Consider the following 4,782-nt stretch of genomic DNA (forward strand, 5'->3'; position numbering starts at 1 on the left):
AATGACTGTTCTTTTCAAAATTCGACATTCAGGCTAATTTCCTTTGAAATTTAATGCACGATATATTAAAATAAAGCCATATTTTGCATAATACAAATAACCAATGGGGGTTAGCTGTGTCTGGTTTGATTAAAAAAGTTAGTTTGCGTGATCAGGTTTATGAATATCTAAAAAATGGAATTTTAAATCAGGATTTTAAACGTGGCGAGAATATAAATCTTGACGAGCTTTGCCGGACTCTCGGTGTAAGCAACACGCCGATTCGCGAAAGTATAAACTTGCTTGTAAAAGAGGGATTGATAGAATACAAGCACAATATGGGATTTTTTGTAATCGATCCAGATAAAAAAACGGTAAACGAAATTCTTCAGGTTGTTTTTTTTCTTGTAGTTGCCGCGTACCGTTTTTGCTATCGCAGTGGAAAAATGCCGAAAATTTTGCCTGAACTCGAAGCTCAGCTTCAAAAACAAAAGAAACTTTTGGACGAAGGCAATGCGGTTGGATATATCGATATTACGCACGATTTTGAACGCTGCATAATCGAAGGAGTAGGCAACTCAATGCTGGTCAAAGAATATGACGCCAAAGAAACCTTGATGGCGTTTATTTCGACCTATTATTCTGACAACAAACTGGAAGCCCTAAAAACAATTTACGCACAGCACGCGCACATTCTCGATTTTATGAAATCCGAAAAACTCGAAGAAGCCGTGCTTGCAATGCGCGAGCATTATTATAAACCGGAGCTTTACGTAAACGGCCAGAATCAAAAATAAAATTCGGGCGTTCCGGCTAAAGCCGTCGCTATGTTCCAGGTTCCGCTTGCGCTCCAGCCGCCTGCGGCGGCCGGCCTTGCCGCCTTGCACAACGCTAACGCTTTTTTGCAGAACGAGTTCCAATCACCTGGATTATCTGAACAAAAATAATCAAAATAACAACTGTGCTTGTCATTAACGGCGTGTTAAATCTTTGATAACCGTAGGTTAAAGCCAAATCGCCAACTCCGCCGCCACCGACAGCCCCAGCCATTGCCGTTGCTCCGAGCAAGCCAACAGTTCCTGTCGTAATTCCCAAGATAATTGAACCTTTTGCTTCCGGCAGAACAAATTTAAAAATCGTCTGAAAAATTGTTGCGCCCATCGCCTGGCTTGCTTCTATAATTCCCTTGTCTGTTTCAAAAAGCGCGTTTTCTATGAGCCGCGCAAGATATGGAGCAATGTATGCCGTAAGAGGAACAAGCGCTGCTGTTGAGCCTACGCGGGTTCCGACAATTGCTTTTGTAAACGGCATAATGTACACAATCAAAATTATAAATGGAACTGAACGGATTATGTTTATAATTGCGCTTATTATATTGTAGATAATCTGATTTTGCTTTATTCCGCCTTTTCGCGTTAAAAAAAGAATTATTGCAAGCGGAAAAGCGATTAAAAGTCCTGCCAAAAGCGAAATTCCGACCATATAGACAGTTTGCCCTATGCTGAGCCAGATTTTTGAAGCGCTGATTCCAAATATCATAATTTAACCTCCACTGCCGGAACACCGTGTTCCTTAAAAAATGTTTCCGCTGCTGCTAATTGTTTTTCTTCGCCAGTAATCTGCACTGTCTGAAAACCCACAACTTTTCCCTCAAGTTCTGTAACAGTTCCGTACAAAATCGAAATATTTACGCCAGTTTCTTTTATTGCAAGCGACATAATCGGATTGTCGGCGTTTTTTCCGTCAAAACGCAACCGAACGACTTTTTGAGGCTTGTCGTAATCTCGTAAATAACTTTTTACACTTTCCGGCAGCTGGTCGTTAATTACAGTCCGGATAAAACCTTTAGTAGTTTCTTTTTGCGGATTTCCAAACACGTCGATTACATTTCCGCTTTCGACAAGCTCGCCTTTTTCCAGAACAGCAACTTTATTGCAGACTTTTTGAATTACGTTCATTTGGTGTGTAATCATCAAAATTGTAACGTTTAAATCTTTGTTTATTTTTTGCAAAAGCTCCAAAATTGAATCTGTGGTTCGCGGGTCTAAGGCGCTTGTTGCTTCGTCGCAGAGCAAAATTTCTGGATTGAGGGTCAAAGCGCGTGCAATTCCAACGCGCTGTTTTTGGCCGCCGGAAAGTTCGTTTGGAAAAGAATTTGCTTTTTCGTCCAGCCCGACAAATTTTAAAAGCTGGTTTACGCGGGCTGTAATTTTTGATTTTGGCCAATGCTCAAGTTCCAGCGGAATTGCAATATTTTGAAAAACCGTGTGGCTTTGGAGCAGATTAAAATGCTGAAAAATCATTCCGATATTTTTTCTAAAACCGCGAAGGTTTTCGCCTCTTAATTCAAGGACATTTTCGTCATTTACAATTATGCTTCCCGAAGTTGGTTTTTCCAGAGCATTTATCATGCGCACAAGAGTTGATTTTCCGGCTCCAGAAAAACCGATTACTCCAAAAATGTCGCCTTTTTGCACAGAAAGCGAAATATTTTTTAGAGCGTGAACTTCGGAATCTTTGGATTTGAAAGTTTTGCTGATATTTATAAATTCAATAATATTTTTCATAAAAACTCCTGCGATTCTGCGTTAGGGATTGAAAGGGCGGCAAAGCCGTTTGCGGTTGCAGGCAGCCGCAAATGCAGGCGAAAGCCGGAACCCTGCAAAGCCCGGCCGCCGCTTGCGGCGGCAACGCCCTTAATTTTTTTTCAAATTTTAATTGAATTCGTATCCTTTTGGAATCCAGAAAAGTCCGTTTTCGTAATTTGTTTTTTCGAGATAAGCCTTAAATTCTGCGCTGTGGTAGGCGGCAACCAAATCTTTTGCCCACTGCGAGTTTACATTGTCTTCGCGGACAACAACCTGCAAAATCAAGTGAGGAAGAACATCTTCTTTTGCGAGCGCTGTGCTGGCGTCGATTCCGGCATTGTAAACGATTGAGCCTGTAATTATTACAAAGTCAAAGTCGTCCTGAACCTGAGGAATGTTCAAGCTTTTCATTTCGGTAAACTGGATGTTGTACGGATTTGACGCAATATCTTCGCTTGTGACTGTCGAAAGATTTACATTTTCGCGCAAAGTAATCCAGCCGATTTTCTGGAGCAGAACATAAGCTCTGGCAGTGTTTGCCGGGTCGTTTGGAACGGCAATTTTTGGTTTTTTAATATTTTTAATTTCGTCCAAGGATTTGTAATGGCTCGAAAACATGCTTGCAGGAACTGTCGGAATTGGTGTAATTGGAACAAGATGTCCGTTATTTCCTTTGTTGTAGTTTTGAGCGTAAGCCGTGTGCTGTTCAACGTTAAAATCAACATCGCCGCCATTTACAGCATCGTCCGCCAAAGAAAGCTCAGAATAATCGTAGCCTTTTAAGGTGTAGCCTTTTTTTTCAAGAATCGGTTTAACCGCATTTTCAAAAAGCACAGTGTAAGGGCCTTGCGAACGGCTGTAGGTGAGCGTTTTTTTTGCAGAATCCGTATTTTTGCCAGGCTCAGCCTTTTTTGTGCAGCCCATCAATGCTGCTCCGGAAATAATTAAAGCTGTTAATAAAAATAATTTTGTAACTCTCATAAAAACCTCCTGTGAGTTGCATTTTTTTTGGGTGCTGCCTTCGCTTTGCTCAGGCCGGGTGTTCCACCGTTGCGCTTTCGCTCCAGCCGCTTCCTTCGCTCCGCTCAGTCCAGTGGCCGCCTCCGGCGCGGTTCCATACCCTAGCACTTTTTTGTTTTTTTACCTATTGACTAACTAGGTAAAAGCGATGTATAACAAATACATCAAACAAACCTAGTATGTCAATAGGTTATACGAAAAATATATGAAAAAATTTTTTTATTCATATAAGCGCATAAAGCGGAGTGTAAGATAAAAACAGCCGAAAATAACGTCTGTTTTTATTTTTACAAGTTTGCGTTGCAAACTTTATTGGAGGCAAAAAATGAACAATTTATCGTCAAAAGAAGATTCTGCAAAATCAGAAAACAATTCACCATCTTTTATAGAAGCAAAAAGTCTTTTGGAATATATGTGGGAGCAGCGCTGCTATTTTCATTCGCATCCGGAACTTGGCCTTAAAGAATTTGAAACCTGCAATAGAATCGAACAGGAACTTAAAGCTTTAGGTTTGTCTCCTTACAGGGTTGGCCAGACAAACGTAATTGCCGAAATTGACAGCGGCCGCCCTGGCAAAACCCTTTTTTTGAGGGCAGACATAGACGCTCTTCCTGTTCAGGAAGAGAATAATGTTCCATATAAAAGCCAAAATCCTGGAATTATGCACGCTTGCGGGCACGACGGCCATGCAGCTTATCTTCTTGGAACTGCAAGACTTTTGCTAAACCACAAGGCGGATTTTTCTGGAAAAGTTATTCTGTGCTTTCAGGCCGCGGAAGAAATTGGCAAAGGCGCGAGACAGATTATTGAAGCAGGCGTTTTGGACAAAGTTGACAGGACTTTTGGAATTCACTTTCAGGCAGGAATGGAAGTTGGAAAAATCGGAGTAAAAACCGGAGCGGACATGGCAAGCTGCGACCGGATAAAAATCAAAATTCACGGAAAAGCGGCCCATATTACAAGACCACAGGACGGAGTAGATTCTGTTTTTATTGCAAGTCTAACCGTTGCAAAACTTCATACTGTTGTTTCGAGAGTGATTTCGCCGGTTGAAGGGGCAATTTTGGGAATCGGTTCTATTCATTCTGGAACAACGTACAACATAATCGCCGGCGAAGCCGAAATTGAAGGAACAATCCGCACTTTTAGCGCGGAAAGCCGCAAAAAACTTGCAGAAAAGGTTGAAAAAATTGCA

Annotated in this window: 5 protein-coding genes; 2 read left to right on the forward strand and 3 right to left on the reverse strand. The window is 41.4% G+C overall.

The annotated features are described in order from the left end of the window. The first annotated feature begins 116 nt into the window (after positions 1 to 116). Complete coding sequence (locus B3Y13_RS08505; protein WP_296693950.1) at positions 117 to 776, forward strand: GntR family transcriptional regulator; 660 nt, start codon at positions 117 to 119, stop codon at positions 774 to 776. 94 nt (positions 777 to 870) lie between these two features. Here B3Y13_RS08505 and B3Y13_RS08510 read toward each other — a convergent pair whose 3' ends face one another. The 3 genes from B3Y13_RS08510 to B3Y13_RS08520 all read right to left on the reverse strand — a co-directional run bounded on the left by B3Y13_RS08510 (position 871) and on the right by B3Y13_RS08520 (position 3,548). Continuing rightward, positions 871 to 1,518, reverse strand: coding sequence for a methionine ABC transporter permease (locus B3Y13_RS08510; RefSeq protein WP_296024911.1), 648 nt, complete (start codon positions 1,516 to 1,518; stop codon positions 871 to 873). Then, entirely contained in the window at positions 1,515 to 2,546 is a 1,032-nt protein-coding gene (locus B3Y13_RS08515) for a methionine ABC transporter ATP-binding protein (RefSeq protein WP_296693953.1), read from the reverse strand. Before B3Y13_RS08515 ends, B3Y13_RS08510 begins: the two co-directional genes overlap by 4 nt. Positions 2,547 to 2,693: 147 nt before the next feature. Beyond that, positions 2,694 to 3,548: a MetQ/NlpA family ABC transporter substrate-binding protein gene (locus tag B3Y13_RS08520; protein ID WP_296667836.1), complete on the reverse strand. Its 855-nt coding sequence runs from the start codon at positions 3,546 to 3,548 to the stop codon at positions 2,694 to 2,696. Positions 3,549 to 3,912: 364 nt separating this feature from the next. Here B3Y13_RS08520 and B3Y13_RS08525 point away from each other — a divergent pair. Further along, positions 3,913 to 4,782: M20 metallopeptidase family protein (locus tag B3Y13_RS08525; RefSeq protein WP_296693956.1), on the forward strand; the 870-nt coding region annotated here is incomplete at its 3' end.

Origin of the sequence: Treponema sp. UBA7567, assembly GCF_002476655.1 — a bacterium.
GTDB lineage: Bacteria > Spirochaetota > Spirochaetia > Treponematales > Treponemataceae > Treponema_D.

Coding starts and splice junctions, on each gene's coding strand:
- B3Y13_RS08515 (WP_296693953.1), bottom strand. CDS start 2,546: ATGAAAAATATTATTGAATTTATAAATATCAGCAAAACTTTCAAATCC.
- B3Y13_RS08510 (WP_296024911.1), bottom strand. CDS start 1,518: ATGATATTTGGAATCAGCGCTTCAAAAATCTGGCTCAGCATAGGGCAA.
- B3Y13_RS08520 (WP_296667836.1), bottom strand. CDS start 3,548: ATGAGAGTTACAAAATTATTTTTATTAACAGCTTTAATTATTTCCGGA.